General features: G+C 74.9%; 1 protein-coding gene. It reads left to right on the top strand.

Annotation, left to right across the window (positions count from 1 at the left end):
• Positions 1–18: 18 nt before the first annotated feature.
• Entirely contained in the window at positions 19–21,444 is a 21,426-nt protein-coding gene (locus DKM19_RS33945; RefSeq protein WP_110701443.1) for a type I polyketide synthase, read from the top strand.
• Positions 21,445–21,456: the final 12 nt, after the last annotated feature.

The raw sequence follows: 21,456 nt of genomic DNA, 5'->3' as shown, positions 1-21,456 counted from the left end.
ATCTTGGTGAGGCCCGAGTTGGTTGATCAAGAGAAGCTCCTCGACTACCTGAAGCGGGTCACCGCGGATCTGCATCAGACCCGTGAGCGGCTGCGCAAGGCCGAGTCCGCCGATCGGGAGCCGATCGCGATCGTGGCGATGAGCTGCCGCTACCCGGGTGACGTCCGTACCCCCGACGACCTGTGGCGGCTGGTGAACACCGGCACCGACGCGATCGGCCGCCCGCCCACCGACCGCGGCTGGGACCTGGACGACGCCTACGACCCGGACCCCGAGCACGTCGACGGATACGCCTCCGAGGGCGGCTTCCTGGCCGGCGCCGGCGCGTTCGACGCGGCGTTCTTCGACGTCAGCCCGCGTGAGGCGCTGTCGATGGACCCGCAGCAGCGGCAGGTGCTCGAGGCGTCCTGGGAGGTGCTGGAGCGCGCCGGGGTGGACCCGGCCACGCTGCGCGGCAGCCGCACCGGCGTGTTCATCGGCTCCAACACGCAGGACTACGTCCGGGTCATCGGCGGCACCGCGCAGGCCGCCGACGGCTTCATGATCACCGGTACCACCGCGGCGGTCATCTCCGGCCGGGTGTCCTACACGCTCGGGCTGGAAGGCCCCGCCGTCACCATCGACACCGCCTGCTCCTCGTCGCTGGTCGCCATCCACCTCGCCGCGCAGGCCCTGCGCGCAGACGAGTGCACGATGGCGATGGCCGGCGGCGTCACCGTGATGGCCACCCCGGGCGCGTTCACCGAGTTCTCCCGGCAGCGCGGCCTGGCCGTCGACGGCCGGTGCAAGGCGTTCTCCGCCGACGCCGACGGCATCGGGCTCTCCGAGGGCGTCGGCCTGGTGCTGCTGGAACGGCTCTCCCGGGCACAGCGCCTCGGCCACCCCATCCTCGGTGTGATCAAGGGCAGTGCGGTCAACCAGGACGGCGCCAGCAACGGCATCGCCGCACCCAACGGCCCCTCCCAGCAGCGGGTCATCCGGCAGGCGCTGGCCAACGCCGGGCTGTCGGTCGACGACGTCGAGCTGATCGAGGCGCACGGAACCGGCACCCGGCTCGGCGACCCGATCGAGGCCCAGGCCGTACTCGCCACCTACGGGCAGGACCGCACCGGCGGCCCGGCCCGGCTGGGCTCGATCAAGTCGAACATCGGCCACACCCAGGCCGCCGCGGGCGTCGCCGGCGTGATGAAGGCCGTGCTGGCGATGCGGCACGAGACCATGCCCAAGTCGCTGCACCTGGACGAGCCCTCCCCGCACGTCGACTGGACCGCCGGCGCCGTCGAGCCGCTCAGCGAGGCCCGTCCCTGGCCCCGCCGGGACACCCCCCGCCGGGCCGGCATCTCGTCGTTCGGCGTCAGCGGCACCAACGTCCACATGATCATCGAAGAGCCGCCGGCACCGGCCGAGGACGAGACCGAGCCGGGTGAGCCGTGCCCGGCGCCGATCCCGGTCGTGCTCTCCGCCCGGGACGCCGCCGCCCTGCGCGCGCAGGCCCAGCAGCTCTACACCTTCGTCGAAGACCGGCCGCAGCTGCAGATCGCCGACCTGAGCTGGGCGCTGGCGACCGGACGCGCCGCGCTGGAGCACCGCGCCGTGGTGCTCGCCGACGACCTGAAGGCCCTCCAGCGCGGCCTGGCCGCCCTCGCCGTCGGCGAGCCGGGGCTCGGCCTGGTCACCGGCGAACCGGCCGACGGCAAGCTCGCCTTCCTGTTCACCGGGCAGGGCACGCAGCGGCTGGCCATGGGCCGGCAGCTCGCCGAGCGGTTCCCCCGGTACGCCGAGGCGTTCGACACCGTCGCCGCCGCGCTCGACCGGCACCTCGTGCGGGAGCCGGGGGACCCCTCCCTGCGGGACCTGCTCGACAGCGACCTGCTGCACCAGACCGGCTACGCCCAGCCCGCCCTGTTCGCGGTCGAGGTCGCCCTGCTGGAGACCGTGCGCGGCCTCGGCCTGGAGCCGGAGATCGTCGCCGGCCACTCGATCGGTGAGATCGCCGCCGCCCACGCCGCCGGAGTGCTCTCCCTGGACGACGCCGCCGCGCTGGTCGTCGCGCGCGGCCGGCTGATGCAGGCGCTGCCTCCCGGCGGCGCGATGCTCGCCGTCCAGGCCACCGAGGACGCCGTACGGGAGGCAGGCCTGGACGACCTCGACATCGCCGCGGTCAACGGCCCGGCCGCCGTCGTGCTCTCCGGCCACGAGGCCGCGATCGACCGGTTCGCGGAGAAGGCCCGCGACGCTGGCTGGAAGGCCACCCGGCTGCGCGTCAGCCACGCCTTCCACAGCCGGCTGATGGAGCCGATGCTCGCCGAGTTCGGCGCGGTGGTCCACGGGCTCGGCTTCGCCGAGCCGACCCTCGCCGCGGTCTCCAGCGTGACCGGCCGCCCGGTCGCCGTCGGGCAGTGGAGCGACCCGCAGTACTGGGTCGACCAGGTGCGCCGGCCGGTCAGGTTCGCCGACGCCGTCCACGCGCTGGACGCCCTGGGCGCCGGCCGCTACCTGGAGCTCGGCCCCGACACCGTGCTGGCCGCGATGGCCTCCGAGACCCTGCCGGACGCCCCGGTGTGCGTCGCCGCGCTGCGCCGGGACCACGACGAGGTCACCACGTTCCTCACCACGCTGGCCAGGCTCCACGCCGCAGGCTCCACCGTGGCCTGGTCGACGGTCTATCCCGCCCGCCCCGCCGAGCGGCTCGACCTGCCCACCTACCCGTTCCAGCACCAGATGTACTGGCCGTCCCCGGCGGACCTGGTCACGGTCGACGCCGCCGGCCTGGGACTGACCGCGACCGGTCACCCGCTGCTCGGCGCGGTGCTGACCCTCGCCGACGGCGACGGCAGCGTCTTCACCGGCCGGCTCTCCGTCGCCACCCACCCGTGGCTGGCCGACCACGCCGTGCTCGGCACCGCCGTACTGCCCGGCACCGCGATGGTGGAACTGGCGCTGCGAGCCGGCGAGCAGGTCGGCGCTCCCGTGCTGGAGGAGCTGACCATCCAGGCCCCGCTCTCCGTCCCCGCGTCCGGGGGCATCGCGTTGCAGGTCGTCACCGGCGCCGCCGACGAGACCGGACGGCGTCCCGTCGGCGTCCACTCCCGCAGCGAGGACGCGTTGGCCGACGAGCCGTGGACCCTGCACGCCGCCGGGTACCTCGCGCGCACCGGCCCGCAGACCCCGCCGGTCGACCTGAGCGTCTGGCCGCCGACCGGCGCCACGCCGCTGCCGGTCGACGGGTTCTACGAGCGGCTGTCCGGCGCCGGCTTCGGCTACGGGCCGACGTTCCAGGGACTGACCGCCGCCTGGCGGCTCGGCGAGGACATCTACGCCGAGGTGACGCTGCCGGAGTCCGAGACCGGTCAGGCCGCCCGGTTCCAGCTCCACCCCGCGCTGCTGGACGCCGCGATGCACGGCGTGGCGCTCGCCGAGACCGGCGCCGACCGCTCGGCCCGGATGGCGTTCGCCTTCACCGACGTCACGGTGCACGCCGTCGGCGCCACCGTGCTGCGCGTCCGGCTCACCCCCTCCGGCAACGACCGGGTCGCGCTCTCCGCCGCGGACGGAGCCGGGGCCGTCGTCGTCACGATCGGGTCGCTGGTCATGCGGCCGGTGACCACCGCCCAGATGGAGGCCGGGCCGCGGCAGGCGCCCCGCTCGCTGTTCGGCGTCGACTGGGTCGAACGCCCGCTGGACGCGGCCCCGGCCCCGACCGGCTGGGCCGCCCTCGGCGCAGTCCGGGACACCGGCCTGCCACTGGCCGACCTGGACTCCCTGACCGGCTCGCCGGCGGTGCTGCTGCTGGACTGCCCGCCCGAGACCACAGGCCTCGACGACGGCCCGATCGGGCTGGCCGCCCGGGTCCACGCAGCCACCCAGCGGGTGCTGGCCGCGCTCCAGCGGTGGATCGGCGACGAGCGGCTCGCCGAGACCACGCTGGTCGTCACCACCACCGGAGCGGTCTCCGGCGGCCCCGGCGAGGAACCCACCGACCTCGCGCACGCCGCGGTCTGGGGCCTGGTCCGCTCCGCCCAGTCGGAGTACCCGGCCCGGATCGTCCTGGCCGACGTGGACGGCGGCGCGGCGTCGTGGGCCGCGCTGCCCGCCCTGGTCGCCGCCGGTGACGTCCCGCAGGCGCTGATCCGCGCCGGCGTCGTCGCCGCGCCCCTGCTGGCCCGCATCGCCCCCGACCCGGCGATGACCCCACCGGACTCGCCGACCTGGCGGCTGGAGAGCACGGCGGGCGGCACCCTGGACCAGCTGCGGCTGGCCGCCTATCCGGCGCCCGAGGGCCCGCTGGAGCCGGGCATGGTGCGGGTCGCCGTCCGCGCCGCCGGCCTGAACTTCCGCGACGTGCTGATCTCGCTCGGCGTCTACCCCAGCGACAATCCCCTCGACCTGGGCAGCGAGGGCGCCGGCGTGGTGCTGGAGGTCGGCTCGGAGGTGTCGCACCTCGCCCCGGGCGACCGGGTCATGGGCGCGTTCGCCGGCGGGTTCGGCCCGATCGCGGTCACCGACGGACGCCTGCTGGTCCCGGTGCCGTCCGGCTGGACGTTCGCCGAGGCCGCCGCGGTGCCGATGGCCTTCCTCACCGCCTACTACGCGCTGGTCGACCTGGCCGACGTGCGGCCAGGGGAGACCGTGCTGGTGCACGCCGGCGCCGGAGGCGTCGGCACCGCCGCGATCCAGATCGCCCGGCACCTGGGCGCCCGGGTCCTGGCCACCGCCAGCCCGGCCAAGTGGGACGCCCTGCGCGCGCTCGGCCTTCCCGAGGAGGCCATCGCCTCCTCCCGCAGCACCGAGTTCGCCGCGAAGTTCGCCCGCACCACCGACGGCCGGGGCGCCGACGTCGTGCTCAACTCGCTGGCCAACGAACTCATCGACGCGTCGCTGACCCTGCTGCCGCGCGGCGGCCGGTTCCTGGAGATGGGCAAGACCGACCTGCGCGACCCGGCGCGGCTCGCCGCCGACCATCCCGACGTCCGGTACCGGCCGTTCGACCTGTTCGAGGCCGGCCCGGACCGGATCCGTGCGATGCTCACCGAGATCCTCGAGCTGTTCGAGGCCGGCGAGCTGAGCCTGCCCCCGGTGCGGGCCTGGGACATCCGGCACGCCCGCGACGCGTTCCGCTTCATCAGCCAGGCCAAGCACGTCGGCAAGAACGTCCTGCTGATGCCCCGTACGGCCCGCGAGACCGGGACCACGGTCGTCACCGGCGCCACCGGCACGCTCGGCGGCCTGCTCGTCAGGCACCTCGTGCACTCCCGGGGCGTCCGCGACCTGCTGCTGCTCAGCCGGAGCGGCACCGACGCGCCCGGCGCCGGCGAGCTGTGGTCGGAGCTGACCGAGGCCGGCGCCCGCGTCCGGCTGGTCCGCTGCGACGTCGCCGACCGCGACGACCTCGACCGGGTGCTGGACGGCGTGGACGTCCGCGCGGTCGTGCATGTCGCCGGTGTCCTGGACGACACCGTGCTCACCGGACTGACCCCCGACCGGCTCGACGCGGTGCTGCGCGCCAAGGTGGACGCGGTGGTCAACCTGCACGAGGCCACCGCGGGCGCCGACCTGGACGCGTTCGTGCTGTACTCCTCGGTCGCCGGCCTGTTCGGCACGCCCGGCCAGGGCAACTACGCCGCCGCCAACGCGTTCCTCGACGCGTTCGCCGCCGCCCGCCGCAGCCGCGGCCTGCCCGGCACCTCGCTGGCCTGGGGCGCCTGGGACACCGCCGTCGGCATGGCCGGGAACCTGTCGGAGGTCGACCGCCGGCGGCTGAGCCGCGGCGGCATCGCGCCGCTGGCGCTGCCCGAGGCCCTCGGCCTGTTCGACGCGGCCCTGGACGCGGAGCGGCCGCTGCTGGTGCCGCTCCGGATCGACCACACCGTGCTGCGCGCCCGGCAGGGCGACGTCGGCCTGCCGCCGCTGCTGCGCGGCCTGGTCCGCGAGCCCGTCCGGCGGGCGGCCACCGGTGCGACCTCCGCCTCCCTGCTCCAGCGCCTGGCCGACCTGGCCACGGCCGACCAGGACCGATTGCTGCTGGACCTGGTCCGCACCCAGGTCGCCGCGGTGCTCGGCCACGCCTCCGGCGACGCGATTCCGGCCGCGCGGGCGTTCAGCGAGCTGGGTTTCGACTCGCTGACCGCGGTCGAGCTGCGCAACCGGCTCAACGCCGCCACCAGCCTGCGGCTGCCGGCGACACTCACCTTCGACTACCCGAACCCGCAGGTGCTGGCGGTGTTCCTGCGCGGCGAACTGGTCGGCGCGCTGGCCGAACAGGCCGCCCCGGCCGCCTCGCAGCGGCTCTCCGCCACCGATCTCGACGACCCCATCGTCATCGTGGGCATGGGCTGCCGCTACCCGGGCGGGGTGAGCACCCCCGAGGAGTTCTGGCGGCTGCTCGCCGACGGCCGGGACGGCGTCTCCAGCTTCCCCGACGACCGCGGCTGGGACCTCGACGCGCTCTCCCACGCGGACCCCGACCACCCCGGCACCTCCCACGCGCAGGAGGGCGGGTTCCTCACCGGGGCCAGCCGGTTCGACGCCGGGTTCTTCGGCATCAGCCCGCGTGAGGCCGTGGCCATGGACCCGCAGCAGCGGCTGATGCTGGAGACCTCCTGGGAGGCCCTGGAGCGCGCCGGCATCGACGCGACCACGCTGCGCGGCAGCCGCACCGGCGTGTTCGCCGGCGTTCTCTACAGCGACTACGCCACGGTGCTGCGGCAGGGCAGCACCGGCGCCGAGGGCTACGCCGGCGCGGCCAGCGCCGTCAGCCTGGTCTCCGGCCGGGTCTCCTACACCTTCGGGTTCGAGGGCCCGGCGATCACCGTCGACACCGCCTGCTCCTCCTCCCTGGTCGCCCTGCACCTGGCGGCCCAGGCGCTGCGCTCCGGCGAGTGCGACCTCGCGCTGGCCGGCGGCGTCACCGTGATGGCCACCCCGGGCGCCTTCGTCGAGTTCAGCCGGCAGGGCGGGCTGGCCTCCGACGGCCGCTGCAAGGCGTTCTCCGCCGCCGGTGACGGCACCGGCTGGGGCGAGGGCGCCGGTGTCGTGCTGCTCGAACGGCTCTCCGACGCCCGCCGCGCCGGCCACCCGGTGCTCGCCGTGGTCCGCGGCAGCGCGGTCAACCAGGACGGCGCCAGCAACGGCATCACCGCCCCCAACGGCCCCTCCCAGCAGCGGGTCATCCGGCAGGCCCTGGCCGTCGCCGGGCTCACCCCCACCGCGGTCGACGCGGTCGAAGCCCACGGCACCGGAACCACCCTCGGCGACCCGATCGAGGCGCAGGCACTGCTGGCCACCTACGGCCAGGACCGGACCGGGGCCCCGCTCTGGCTCGGCTCGGTCAAGTCCAACCTCGGCCATACCCAGGCCGCGGCGGGCGTCGCCGGGATCATCAAGATGGTGCTGGCCATGCACTACGGCGTGCTGCCCTCCACCCTGCACGTCGACCGGCCCTCCCCGCAGGTCGACTGGGCCGCCGGAGCGGTGGAACTGCTGACCGAGGCCCGCCCCTGGCCGCGTGCGGCCCACCCCCGCCGGGCCGGCGTCTCCTCGTTCGGCATCAGCGGCACCAACGCCCACGTCATCCTCGAGGAGCCCCCCGCCCCGGCGGAGGAGCCGGAGACCGGCAGCCCGCTGCCGGTCGTGCCGCTGCTGCTCTCCGGGCACGACGCCGCCGGCCTCGCCGGGCAGGCCGGCAGACTGCTGGACTTCCTCGACGAGCGCCCCACCGCGCGGTTGCTGGACATCGGCCGCTCGCTGGCCGGTCGGGCCGCACTGCCGCACCGGGCGGTGGTGCTGGCGCACACCGCCGACCAGACCGTCATGGACCTGCTGGACCTCGCCGACGGTGCGAGGAGCGGAGGCGTCGCCGTCGATGGGCGGCTGGCGATGGTGTTCACCGGTCAGGGTGCGCAGCGGGCCGGTATGGGCCGTGAGCTGTATGACGCTTTCCCGGTGTTCGCGACCGCGTTCAACGAGGTCTGCGCCGCGCTCGACCTGCCCCTGCTCGACGTCCTCGACGACCAGGAGCGGCTGGATGAGACCGGCTGGGCGCAGCCGGCGATCTTCGCCGTCGAGGTCGCGCTGCTGACCCTGCTGCGCGGCTGGGGCGTCACGCCGGAGGTCGTCGCCGGGCACTCGATCGGTGAGATCACCGCCGCCTACGCCGCCGGGGTCCTGTCCCTGACCGACGCCGCCACGTTGGTCGCGGCCCGGGGCCGGCTGATGCAGGCGCTGCCGGCCGGCGGCGCGATGCTCGCGGTCGGCGCGTCCGAGACGGACCTGCGCGCGGCCTTCCCGGACGTCGACCTCGCCGCGGTGAACGGGCCGCGCGCGGTGGTGGTGTCCGGCACCGAGGCCGACGTCGATCGGGTCGCGGAGGTGGCGGCGGAGCGGGGCTGGAAGACCTCGCGGCTGCGCACCAGCCACGCGTTCCACTCCCGCCTGATGGAGCCGATGCTCGCCGAGTTCGCCGACGTCGTACGGGGCCTGCGGTTCAGCGAGCCGCGGCTGCGCGCGGTCTCCACCGTGACCGGCGCCAAGGTCGACCAGGACGAGTGGACCGACCCGGAGTACTGGGTCGAACAGGTCCGCCGGCCGGTCCGGTTCGCCGACGCGCTGGCCGCACTCGACGCCGACCGGATTCTGGAGATCGGCCCGGACGCCGTCCTCACCGCGCTGGTGCATGACGCGCACCCCGACCGCACCGCCGTCGCGGCGCTGCGACGAGGCCGCGACGAGGCCGCGACGCTGCTCGCCGCGATCGGGCAGCTCTTCACGGTCGGCGTCGCGGTGGACTGGGCGGCGGTCTTCGCCGGCACCGGCGCGACCCGGCTCGAACTGCCCACCTACGCCTTCCAGCACGTCACCTACTGGCCTCGCCCGCGCCCCGGGTTGCACGCGTCCGACCCGGCCGGCCTCGGCCTGGTCGGCACCGGCCACGCCCTGCTCGGCGCCGCGGTGGAACTGCCCGACTCGACGGCCACCGTGCTCACCGGCTGGCTCTCGGTCGCCACCCACCCGTGGCTGGCCGACCACGTCGTGCTCGACCGGGTCGTGGTGCCCGGCACCGCGCTGGTCGAGATGGCCCTGGCCGCCGGTGAGCGGGCGGGCGCGCCCGCGCTGGAGGAACTGCTGCTGCAGACTCCGCTGACCCTGCCGCCGGGCGGCGGCGTCCAGGTCCGGGTCACGGTCACGGCCGGCACAGACGACACAGACGACACAGCCGACGCGACCGATGACCTACGCCCGGTCACGCTGCACGCCCGCGCCGACGAGACCGAGCCCTGGACCGTCCACGCGACCGGTTCGCTCACCGCGCAGCCCGCGGAGACGGCCGACGCCGGGCTGGTCTCCTGGCCGCCGGCCGGGGCCGAGCCGGTGTCGCTGACGGACTTCTACCCGACGCTCGCCGCCATCGGAATGGCCTACGGCCCGGCGTTCCAGGCACTGCGCAAGGTCTGGCGGCGCGGCGAGGAGGTGTTCGCCGAGGTGAGCATCGAGGAGGCGGTCACCGGATACGCGCTGCACCCGGCGCTGTTCGACGCGGCCCTGCACGCCGTCGGCGCCGGCGGGCTGCTGCCCGAGCACGGCGTCCGGCTGCCGTTCGCGTTCGCCGGCGTACGGATCTCCGGCGAGGCCGGGACGACGCTGCGAGCGCGGCTCACCGTCGGGACGAGCCCGGGCAGCGTGCGGGTCGCGCTGGCCGACGAGTCCGGCCTGCCGGTGGCCGAGGTCGAGCAGCTGACGCTTCGGCCGGTCTCCGGTGTGCAGCTCTCGGCCGCCGAGCGACTGCTCTACGGCGTGGAGTGGGTGCCGGAGGACGCCGAGAGCTCCGAGGAGCCCCGGGTCACGATCCCGCTCGGCGCCGCGCTGCCGGCTCCCACCCCGGTGCTGACGGTCGACGCGACCGCGCCCGGTGCGGCGGGCGAACGCGCCGCGGCCCTGCTCACCCTGCTGCAGACCTGGCTCGCCGACCCGGCCTGGGCCGACTCCCGGCTGGTCGTACGGACCTTCGGCGCGGTCGGCGACGAGATCACCGACCCCGACGGCGCCGCGCTGTGGGGCCTGGTGCGCTCGGCGCAGGCCGAGCACCCGGACCGGATCCATCTCCTCGACGCCCCCGGGGAGACGGTCCTTCCGCTGCCGGAGGCGCTGGTCCGCGACGGCGTCGCACGGGTGCCGCGCCTGGCGCGGATCCAGGCGTCGGGCACGGTGGACCTGGGCGACGGCCTCGTGGTGGTCACCGGCGCCACGGGCACGCTGGGACGGCTGCTCGTCCGACACCTGGTGCGGGCGCACGGCGCCCGCGACCTGCTCCTGCTCTCCCGGTCCGGCGGGGCGGCCGACCCCGACCTCGACCTCGACCTCGACGGAGCGACGGTGCGGTCGGTCGCGTGCGACCTGGCCGACGCCGGCGCGGTCGCCGGAGCCCTGCGGGACGAGCCGGTCACCGCGGTCATCCACGCCGCCGGCGTGCTGGACGACGCACTCCTGACCGACCTCACCCCGGAGCGGCTGCGGGCGGTGTTCCGGGCCAAGGTGGACGCCGCGGTCAACCTGCGCGCCGCCACGGCCGACCACCGGCTCAGCGCCTTCGTGCTGTACTCGTCGGCGGCGGGGCTGTTCGGCAACGCCGGCCAGGCCAACTACGCCGCCGCCAACGCCTTCCTCGACGCGTACGCCGCGCAGCTGCGGGCGGAGGGCGTCCCGGCGACCTCGCTGGCCTGGGGCCTGTGGGACGCCGGCATGGGCGGCGGGCTCAGCGACGCCGAGCGGTCCCGGGCCCGGCAGGCCGGGATCGTGCCGCTCAGCGTCGAGCAGGGCCTGGCCGCGTTCGACGCCGCGCTGACCGCCGACCGCGCGGTCGTCGCGCCGCTCGGCCTCGACCTCGCCGCGCTGCGGACCCGGGCCTGGGCGCCGCCGCTGCTGCGCGGGCTGCTTCCGGCGCCGGGCCGGCGCGCGGCGGCGGGCTCGGCGGGCGGCGGGTTCGCCGCGCGCCTGGCCGGACTGCCGGACGCCGAACGCGAGCGGATCGTTCTCGACCTGGTCCGCACCCACGTGGCGACGGTCCTCGGCCACGCCGACGGGTCGGCCGTCGACCCCGAGCGGGCCTTCAGCGAGCTGGGCTTCGACTCGCTGACCGCGGTCGAGCTCCGTAACCGGATGGCGACCGTCACCGGGCTGCGGCTGCCGTCCACGCTGGTCTTCGACTACCCGAACATCGCCGCGCTCGCCGCGTACCTGGTCGGCGAGCTCTCCGGGGCGGCCGCCGCGGCGATCCCCGTGGTGACCGCCGCGGTCGCCTCGGACGAGCCGATCGCGATCGTCGGCATGGCCTGTCGTTATCCGGGTGGTGTCAGCAGCCCGGATGAGCTCTGGGAGCTGGTCGCGGCCGGTCGGGACGGTGTCGGGTTCTTCCCCGAGGACCGGGGCTGGGACGTGGAGAACCTGTACCACCCGGATCCCGACAACCCCGGTACCTCGTACACCCGCGAGGGCGGGTTCCTCTACAACGCGGGAGACTTCGACCCCGCGGTGTTCGGGATCTCGCCGCGTGAGGCGCTGGCGATGGACCCGCAGCACCGGCTGCTGCTGGAGACGTCCTGGGAGGCGTTCGAGCGCGCCGGGATCGACCCGCTGGGGCTGCGCGGTTCGCGGACCGGGGTGTTCGCCGGTGTGATGTACAACGACTACTCGATGGTGCTGGGCGCTTCGGACGACAGCGCAGAGGGCTTCATGGGCACCGGCGGCAGCATCGCCTCCGGGCGGGTGTCCTACACCTTTGGCCTTGAGGGGCCGGCGGTGACGGTGGACACGGCGTGTTCGTCGTCGCTGGTGGCGCTGCACCTGGCGATCCAGGCGCTGCGCAGCGGGGAGTGCGACGCCGCGCTCGCGGGCGGCGTGACCGTGATGGGGACGCCGAACACGTTCATCGGGTTCTCCCGGCAGCGTGGTCTGGCCGCCGACGGCCGGTGCAAGTCCTTCGCCGAGGGCGCCGACGGCACCGGCTGGGGCGAGGGCGTCGGCATGCTGCTGGTCGAGCGGCTCGCCGATGCCGAACGCCTGGGCCACCCGGTCCTGGCCGTGGTGCGGGGCAGTGCGGTGAACCAGGACGGCGCGTCGAACGGGATGACCGCCCCGAACGGTCCGTCGCAGCAGCGCGTCATCCGCCAGGCGCTGGCCAACGCGCGGATCTCCGCCACCGACGTGGACGTCGTGGAGGCGCACGGCACCGGTACGGGGCTGGGCGACCCGATCGAGGCGCAGGCGCTGTTGGCGACCTACGGTCAGGACCGGGAGACGCCGCTCTGGCTGGGGTCGATCAAGTCCAACATGGGGCACACCCAGGCCGCCGCCGGTGTCGCCGGGATCATCAAGATGGTGCAGGCCATGCGGCACGGCACGATGCCGGCCACCCTGCACGTGGACGCACCCACCTCCCAGGTGGACTGGACGGCCGGTGCGGTCGAGCTGCTGACCGAGGCCCGGGCCTGGCCGGAGGTCGACCGGCCGCGGCGGGCGGCGGTGTCCTCGTTCGGGATCAGCGGCACCAACGCCCACGTCATCCTCGAGGCGGCGGCACCCGCGGCCGTGACGACCCCGGCGGTGCCCGACGGGCGGCCGATGCCCGTGGTGCTCACCGCCGCCGACGAGGCCGGGCTGCGCGCCCAGGCCGAGCAGGTACGCGGAGTGGACGCGCCGATCGCGGACCTGGCGCGGTCGCTGACCCGGCGCACGGCGCTGCGGCACCGCGCGGTCGTCGTAGCCGCGGACCGCATCGGTCTGGACGCCGGGCTGGCGGCGGTGGCCGCCGGGGCCCATCCGCAGGTCGGCGTGGCCGGGCACGGTCGCCTGGCGGTGGTGTTCACCGGTCAGGGGTCGCAGCGGGCCGGCATGGGCCGCGAGCTGTATACGGCCTTCCCGGTGTTCGCGGCGGCCTATGACGAGGTCTGCGCGGCTCTGGATCTTCCGCTGCATGAGCTGGACGCGGCGTTGCTGGACCAGACGGGGTGGGCGCAGCCGGCGATCTTCGCGGTGGAGGTGGCGCTGCTGGCACTCGTCCGCTCCTGGGGTGTGGTCCCGGAGGTCGTGGCGGGGCATTCGATCGGGGAGATCACCGCCGCGTACGCCGCCGGTGTTCTGACCCTGGCGGATGCGGCCACGCTGGTGGCCGCTCGTGGCCGGTTGATGCAGGCGCTGCCCTCGGGTGGGGCGATGCTCGCGGTCGGGGCGGCGGAGGCGGACGTCCGGGTGCTTCTGGACTCCATGGCCGACGGCGAGGATTTGGCCGTTGACGTCGCGGCGGTGAACGGTCCGGCGTCGGTGGTGGTGTCCGGGGTTGAGGACGACATCGAGCGAATCGCCGAGCTGGCCGGCGAGCGGGGTTGGAAGATCTCGCGGCTGCGGACGAGTCACGCGTTCCATTCGCGCCTGATGGAGCCGATGCTGGCGGAGTTCGCCGGGGTCGTCCGTGGGCTGAGCTTCAGTGAGCCGACGACTCCGGCGGTTTCCACGGTGACCGGTGTGGCGGTGGCTCCGGGGCAGTGGACCGACCCGGAGTACTGGGTCGAGCAGGTCCGCAAGCCGGTCCGGTTCGCCGACGCGGCCGCTGCTCTGAAGGCCGACCGGGTACTGGAGCTGGGCCCGGACGGTGTGCTCACCGCGTTGATCGGCGCGGCGAGCCCGGACGCGGTCGCGGTGGCCGCGCTGCGCCGGGACCGAGACGAGCCCACGACGCTGCTGACCGCCGTGGCCGAGCTGTTCGTCAGCGGTCAGCAGGTGGAGTGGCGGGCGTTGTTCGACGGCACCGCTGCCCGCCCGGTCGACCTGCCCACCTATCCCTTCCAGCACCAGCGTTTCTGGCCCCGGCCGCGGACCGGTGCGAGCAGGGACGCGATCGGACTGGGCCTCGCCGAGACCGGTCACCCGCTGCTCGGCGCGGCCATCGAGGCTCCCGACGCGGCGATGACGCTGCTCACCGGCTGGCTGTCGCTGCGCACCCACCCGTGGCTGGCCGACCACGTCGTGCTCGGCCGCACGCTCGTGCCGGGCACCGCGCTGGCCGAGATGGCCCGCGCGGCCGGCGAGCGGGCCGACGTCCCGGTCGTGGAGGAACTCCTGCTGCAGGCCCCGCTGCCGCTGCCCGAGCGCGGCGGCGTCCAGCTCCGGGCCACGCTCGCCGAGCCTGACGCCGACGGTCGCCGTACGGTGGCGATCCACGCCCGCGCCGAGGACGAAGAGCCCTGGACGACGCACGCCACCGGCGTTCTGGCCGCCGCGGACGATCGAGCCCCTACCAAGATCGACCTGGTCTCCTGGCCGCCGGCCGAGGCCGACGCGCTGGACCTGTCCGGCTTCTACTCGGAGACGGCCGCGAGCGGACTCGTCTACGGCCCGGCGTTCCAGGGCCTGCGGGGCGTCTGGAAGCGCGGCGAGGAGGTGTTCGCCGAGGTCGAGCTGGACCACACGACCACCGGATACGGCCTGCACCCGGCGCTGTTCGACGCGGTGCTGCACGCGATCGCCGTCGGCGGCCTGTTCACCGACGGCGAGATGCGGCTGCCGTTCGCCGTCACCGGGCTCCGGACGTTCGGGCCGGCCGATACGCGGCTCCGGGCGCACCTGACCCGGGCAGGCGGCGCCGACACGGTGCGGCTCGCGCTCGCCGACGCGTCCGGCACGCCGGTCGCCGAGGTCGACGGCCTGGTACTGCGTCCGGTGTCGGCCGCCCAGCTGGGAGCGGGTACGGCCGACCGGCTGCTCTACGCGGTGGATTGGACACCGCAGGAGGTGACCGCTTCGACGGAGACCCCGGCCGTGATCGCACTCGGTGATCCGCTGCCGGCTCCGGCGCCCGTGGTGTCGGTGAACGCGACGGCTCCGGGCGCCGCCCTTGATCGGGCCGCCACCCTGCTGACCTTGCTGCAGACCTGGTTGGCCGATCCGGCCTGGGCCGGCTCCCGGCTGGTGGTGCGCACGCATGGTGCGGTGGGTGAGGAGGTCACCGACCCGGACGGGGCGGCGCTGTGGGGCCTGGTGCGGTCGGCGCAGTCGGAGCATCCGGAGCGGATCCACCTGCTGGACGGTCCCGAGGATGTGTTCTATCCGGTGCCGGAGGCGCTGGTGCGTGATGGTGTGGTTCGGGTGCCGCGTCTGGCGCGGTTGAAGGCGTCGGGTGTGGTGGAGTTCGGTGACGGGGCCGTGGTGGTGACCGGTGCGACCGGCACGCTGGGTGGTCTCCTGGTCCGGCATCTGGTGCAGGTCCACGGCGTCCGGAACCTGGTGCTGTTGTCCCGGTCGGGCCGGAGCGTGGAGGTTGATGGGGCGCAGGTGCGTTCGGTCGCCTGTGACGTGGCCGACGCCGGCGCGGTCGCCGAAGCCCTGCGGGGTGAGTCGGTGAGCGCGGTGGTGCACGCCGCCGGGGTGCTGGATGACGCCCTGCTGGCCGACCTGACCCCCGAGCGGCTGGACACGGTGTTCCGGGCCAAGGTCGACGCCGCCCGTAACCTCGCCGCGGCCACGGCCGATCAGCCTTTGACGGCGTTTGTGCTGTATTCGTCGGCGGCGGGTGTGTTCGGCAATGCCGGGCAGGCCAACTACGCCGCTGCCAACGCTTTCCTGGATGCCTACGCCACCCAGCTTCGCGGGCAGGGCGTTCCGGCGACGTCGCTGGCCTGGGGTCTGTGGGACGCGGGTATGGGTGAGACGCTCACCGAAGCGGACCGCGACCGGATGCGTCGCGGCGGAGTCCTGCCGCTCACGGCGGAGCAGGGCCTGGCCGCCTTCGACGCCGCGCTCGGCACCGGTCGCGCGGCCGTCGCGCCGCTCGCACTGGACACCGCCCCGCTGCGCGAGGCCGCCGCGGCCGGGCTGCTGCCCCCGCTGCTGGCGGGCCTGGTACGGGTGCCGGTCCGCAAGCGCGCCGACACCGCGCTGGGCCAGCGCCTGGCCGGTCTGCCGGCGCCGCAGCGCGAGCGGGCCGTGCTCGACCTGGTCAGGACCCACGTGGCCGCGGTTCTCGGCTATCCGGGTCCGGACGCGGTCGAGGTCGAGCGGGCCTTCAGCGAGCTGGGCTTCGACTCGCTCATCGCGGTCGACCTGCGCAACCGGCTGGCGACGGTCACCGGGCTGCGGCTCCCCTCCACTCTCGTGTTCGACTATCCGAACGCGCTCGCACTGGCCGGGCACCTCGCCGCCGAACTCGCCGGAGCCGTCGAACAGATCGGAGCCGCACCGGCGAGCACGACGGGCAGCGCCGTGCGGACGGACGACCCGATCGCGATCGTCGGCATGGCCTGCCGCTTCCCTGGTGGTGTCAGCAGCCCGGATGAGCTCTGGGATCTGGTCGCGGCCGGTCGGGACGGTGTCGGGTTCTTCCCCGAGGACCGGGGCTGGGACGTGGAGAACCTGTACCACCCCGATCCGGACCACCCCGGTACGACCTACTCCCGCGAGGGCGGTTTCCTGCTCGACGCCGCCCAGTTCGACCCGGGCCTGTTCGGGATCTCGCCGCGTGAGGCGCTGGCGATGGACCCGCAGCACCGGTTGCTGCTGGAGTCCTCCTGGGAGGCGTTCGAACAGGCCGGGGTGAACCCGATGGGACTGCGGGGTTCGCGGACCGGCGTGTTCGTCGGCGTGATGTACAACGACTACTCGATGGTGCTGGGCGCTTCGGACGACAATGCCGAGGGTTTCATGGGCACCGGCGGCAGCATCGCCTCCGGCCGCGTGTCCTACACGTTCGGTCTTGAGGGGCCGGCGGTGACGGTGGACACGGCGTGTTCGTCGTCGCTGGTGGCGCTGCACCTGGCGATCCAGGCGCTGCGCAACGGGGAGTGCGACGCCGCGCTGGCCGGTGGGGTCACCGTGATGGCGACGCCGAACACGTTCATCGGGTTCTCCCGGCAGCGTGGTCTGGCCGCCGATGGCCGGTGTAAGTCCTTCGCCGAGGGCGCGGACGGCACCGGCTGGGGTGAGGGTGTCGGCATGCTGCTGGTCGAACGGCTCTCGGACGCGCAGCGGCTGGGTCACCCGGTCCTGGCCGTGGTGCGGGGCTCGGCGGTGAACCAGGACGGCGCCTCCAACGGGTTGACCGCCCCGAATGGTCCGTCGCAGCAGCGGGTGATTCGTCAGGCGTTGGAGTCTGCCGGTCTGACGTCGCAGGATGTGGATGTCGTGGAGGCGCACGGCACCGGTACCTCGCTCGGGGATCCGATCGAGGCGCAGGCGTTGCTGGCGACCTATGGTCAGGATCGGGAGACGCCGCTCTGGCTGGGCTCGATCAAGTCCAACCTCGGCCACACGCAGGCCGCCGCCGGTGTCGCGGGGATCATCAAGATGGTCCAGGCGATGCGGCACGGCATGTTGCCCAAGACGCTGCACGTGGACGCGCCCACCTCGCAGGTGGACTGGTCGGCCGGGTCGGTGGAGTTGCTGGCCGAGGCGCGGGCCTGGCCGGAGGTCGACCGGCCGCGTCGGGCGGCGGTGTCCTCGTTCGGGATCAGCGGCACCAACGCCCACATCGTCCTCGAAGCGGCACCCGCCGCCCCGGCCGTCGCGCCGAGCGAGGGCCTGCCGGTCACCCCGATCGTGTTCAGCGCGGCCGATCCGGACGCGCTGCACGCCTACGCCGCCCGCCTGCACACCGCGGTCGCGTCGGACCTGCCGCTGGACCAGATCGGCCGGGCGCTGGTCGGACGCGCGGCGCTGCGACACCGCGCGGTGCTCCTCGCCACCGACCGCCCCGCGCTCGACCGCGCGCTGGCCGGCTTCGGCGCGACCGACGCGCCCCGGCCCGAGGTACGGCGCGGGGAAGCGCACCGCGCCGGACTGGCCATCGTGTTCACCGGACAGGGCGCGCAGCGGGTCGGCATGGGCCGCGAGCTGCATGAGACCTTCCCGGCGTTCGCGGCGGCCTTCGACGAGGCGTGCGAGGCTCTGAAGTTGCCGCTGCGCGAGGTGCTGGACGACGAATCCCGGCTGAACCAGACCGGGTGGGCACAACCGGCGATCTTCGCGGTCGAGGTGGCGCTGCTGGCGCTCGTGCGGTCCTGGGGCGTGGAGCCGGACGCCGTCGCCGGGCACTCGATCGGTGAGATCACCGCCGCGTACGCCGCCGGGGTCCTGAGCCTGGCGGACGCCGCCACGCTGGTCGCGGCCCGGGGCCGGTTGATGCAGGCCCTGCCGGTCGGCGGCGCGATGCTGGCGATCGGCGCCTCCGAGACCGAGGTTCGCGCGCTGCTGACCGACGGGGCCGAGGCCGCAGGGATCGATGGCGGTGTCGCGGTCGACGTCGCGGCGGTGAACGGTCCGGACGCGGTGGTGGTGTCCGGCGACGAGGCCGAGGTCGAGCGGATCGCCGAGCTGGCGGTGGAGCGGGGCTGGAAGACGAACCGGTTGCGGACCAGTCACGCGTTCCACTCCCGGTTGATGGAGCCGATGCTGGCCGAGTTCCGCGCCGTCGTGGAGACGCTGAGCTTCGCCGAGCCGGTGATCCCGGCCGTGTCCACGGTGACCGGCCGACCCGTCGAGCCCGGTCAGTGGACCGACCCCGGCTACTGGGTGGAGCAGGTCCGCCGGCCGGTCCGTTTCGCCGACGCGGTCGCCGCCCTGGATGCCGGCCGGGTGCTGGAGCTGGGCCCGGACGGCGTGCTCACCGCGCTGGTCGGCGACCTCCGCCCGGAGCTGACCGTGGTCGCCGCGCTCCGTCGCGGGCGCGCCGAGGTCGAGACGTTGCTCACCGCGGCCGGGACGCTGTTCGTCGAGGGCCAGGACGTCGACTGGGCCGCGGTGCTCGGCGCCGGCTCGCGCGCCGATCTGCCCACCTACGCCTTCCAGCACCGCCGGTACTGGCCGAGCCCGCGCACCGGCCCCACCGGTGACGCCGCCGGCCTCGGCCTCGTCGGCACCGGGCACCCGCTGGTCGGCGCCGCGGTCGCACTGCCGTCCGGCGACAGCGTCTTCACCGGGAAGCTCTCCGTCCGCACCCACCCGTGGCTGCGCGACCACACGGTCTCCGGCCGCACCGTCGTCCCGGGTACCGCGCTGGTCGAGATGGTGCTCGCCGCCGGGGACCAGGCCGGTCTGCCGGTCCTGGACGAGCTGCTGCTGCAGGCCCCGCTGACCCTCGGGGAGCAGGGCGCGGTCCAGGTCCGGGTCACCCTGGCCGCACCCAACGCGGGACGCAGCGCCGTGACGATCCACTCCCGATCCGAGGAGGACGACGACGCGTGGGTGCTCAACGCCGGCGGCCTGCTGACCGGCGACGCTGAGTCGCTCCCGGACACCGCCACGCCGGCGGTCTGGCCTCCGGCGGACGCGGACGAGATCGACGTCACCGGCTTCTACCCGATGGCGGCCTCCGCCGGGCTGGACTACGGGCCGGCGTTCCAGGGACTGCGGCGGGTCTGGCGGCGCGGCGAGACGGTGTTCGCCGAGGTCGAGATCGAGGGCTCGGTCACCGGCTACGCGCTGCACCCGGCGCTGTTCGACGCGGCGCTGCACGCCATCGGCGCGGGGGGCGCGCTCCCGGCCGAGGGCGGCGTCCGGCTGCCGTTCGGCTTCACCGGGGTCCGGGTCGCGGGACAGGCCGGGACCGGCCTCCGGGTCGAGATCGCTCCCGCGCCCGGCACCGACACCGTCCGGCTCTCGCTGGCCGACTCGTCGGGCAGCCCGGTGGCGACGGTGGAGAGCCTCGCCCTGCGGCCGGTCACGCCCACCCAGTTCGGTGGAATCGCCGACCGCTTGTTGTTCGGTGTGGAGTGGGCGCCGCAGGAGGTCGTGCCCGCGGCGGAAGAGCGGGTCGTGATCGCGCTGGGCGATCCGCTGCCTGCCGTGCCTGCTTCGGTGATGGTGGTGGACGCCACGGCGCCGGGGGCCGCCCGGGATCGGGCCGCCGCTCTGCTGAGGTTCCTGCAGACCTGGCTGGCCGAGCCGGTGTGGGCGGACTCGCGGCTGGTGGTCCGTACGCGGGGTGCGGTCGGGGAGAAGGTCACCGATCCGGATGGTGCCGCGCTGTGGGGCCTGGTCCGGTCGGCGCAGTCCGAGCACCCGGAACGGATCCACCTGCTGGACGGTCCCGAGGACGTGTTCTACCCGGTGCCGGAGGCGCTGGTGCGTGACGGCGCGGTCAACGTTCCCCGCCTGGCGCGGCTGAAGGCGTCCGGCTCGGCGGAGTTCGGGGACGGGACGGTGGTGCTCACCGGCGCGACCGGCACGCTCGGTGGTCTCCTCGCCCGGCATCTGGTGCAGGCGCACGGCGTCCGCCGGTTGCTCCTGCTCTCGCGGTCGGGCGCGACCGCCGACCTCGAAGGCCGGCTCGCGCCGGCGGAGGTGCGTTCGGTCGCCTGTGACGTGGCCGACGCCGGCGCGGTCGCCGAAGCCCTGCGGGGTGAGCCGGTGAGCGCGGTGATCCATGCCGCGGGTGTGCTGGACGACGCCCTGCTGGCCGACCTGACCCCCGAGCGGCTGGACACCGTCTTCCGGGCCAAGATCGACGCCGCCCGCAACCTCGCCGCGGCCACGGCCGATCAGCCCCTGGCGGCGTTCGTGCTGTACTCCTCGGCGGCCGGACTGTTCGGCAACGCCGGGCAGGCCAACTACGCGGCGGCGAACGCCTTCCTCGACGCGTACGCCACCCAGCTCCGGGAGCAGGGCGTTCCGGCGACCTCGCTGGCCTGGGGCCTGTGGGACGCCGGCATGGGCGAGACGCTCACCGACGCGGAACGGAGCCGGATGCGCCGCGGCGGTGTCCTGCCGCTCACGCCCGAGCAGGGACTGGCCGCGTTCGACGCCGCCCTCGGCACCGGAACGGCGCTGGTCGCCCCGCTCGCCCTCGACCCGGCCGCGCTCGGGCAGGCCGCCGAGTTCGGCCTGCTGCCTCCGCTGCTGGCCGGTCTGGTCCGCGCGCCGCGCAGCCGCCGGGCCGCCCCCGCCGGGCCGACGCTGGGCCGGCGCCTGGACGGGCTGTCCCCCGAGGACCAGGACCGGCTCGTGCTCGAAGCCGTACAGGCGCAGGTCGCGGCCGTACTGGGGCATGACTCCGGCGCCGCCGTCCCGGCCGGGCGGGCCTTCACCGAGCTGGGCTTCGACTCGCTCACCGCGGTCGAGCTGCGCAACCGGCTGATGGCCGCGACCGAGCTACGGCTGCCCTCGACGCTGGTCTTCGACTACCCGAACGCCGGCGCGCTCGCCGCGCACCTCGCCGAGCGGCTCCGGCCCGCGGTGGTGTCCCCCGTCGTGGCGCTGATGGCCGAGCTCGACCAGCTCGAGCAGGGCCTGCGCGCGGCGACGGCCGACGACGAGGAGCGGTCCCGGGTGACCGCCCGGCTGACCAGCCTGCTCGCAGGCTGGCAGGGCGCGGCGTCGACCGGCGGCGCGGTGCTGGCCGAAGAGCTGGAGACCGCCACCGACGACGAGATGTTCGACCTGCTCGGCAAGGAATTCGGAATCTCCTGACCCGCCGCGGCG

This window comes from Streptosporangium sp. 'caverna' (assembly GCF_003203775.1).
Taxonomy (GTDB): Bacteria; Actinomycetota; Actinomycetes; order Streptosporangiales; family Streptosporangiaceae; genus Streptosporangium; species Streptosporangium subroseum.
This window is presented reverse-complemented; position numbering and strand designations above follow the sequence as displayed.